Source organism: Vibrio sp. 10N.222.55.C6 (assembly GCF_041473395.1).
GTDB classification, from domain to species: domain Bacteria; phylum Pseudomonadota; class Gammaproteobacteria; order Enterobacterales; family Vibrionaceae; genus Vibrio; species Vibrio crassostreae_C.
The window spans coordinates 1-540 of the sequence record NZ_JBFRSD010001163.1 but is presented as its reverse complement, the minus strand read 5'-3'; the positions used below and the strand labels follow the sequence as shown (position 1 = coordinate 540).

The following is a 540-nucleotide window of genomic DNA, read 5'->3' as shown; positions in this document are numbered from 1 at the left end:
ACGATATCGTTCGCGGATACTGAGAAGCGGAACTGACCAAGTGGTCTGTGTTTCGCTTGAGGATCTGCAATATCTGGTGGCTGAGTGTGATTTGCCAGTGCGAAGGCTTTTGCAGGGTGAAGAACTTCAGAACTTCCTTTTAAATCTGCGGAAGTTGTGTAAACCAGTACATGCAAGTCATTACCCGTCATGTCTGGAATCACGTTCATTTCAAGTACAAACTTATCGTTATCCAACAGTTTTGCTGGCTCGTACTTAAACTTTGAGAAATCTGCTTGGTAAATAGTTTCGCCAGCCGTATTCATTACCATAACGTTAGGAGCGAAGAACTCTAGATTTTTGTTTACAAATGTCTCTAGTTTGATATCGAGACTGCCGCGATTACCTGGTAACACGAACGCTGCAATTGCGCCAGCGCTATTACCATCTAACAACATTTGGCTTTTGTCAGTCAAAGCGAACTCAGTAACCACAGGCACATCAATTGGTACCCATTGAATGTCGCCCGATTGCGTGATCACTTGTTGCTGACCTTTCGGG

1 protein-coding gene is annotated in these 540 nt (G+C 44.3%); it reads right to left on the bottom strand.

Features of this window, described 5'->3' with window-relative positions; all coding sequences use genetic code 11:
- A partial coding sequence (locus AB4486_RS28000) for a MalM family protein (protein ID WP_372120086.1) occupies nucleotides 1–540 on the bottom strand: 540 nt, incomplete at both ends.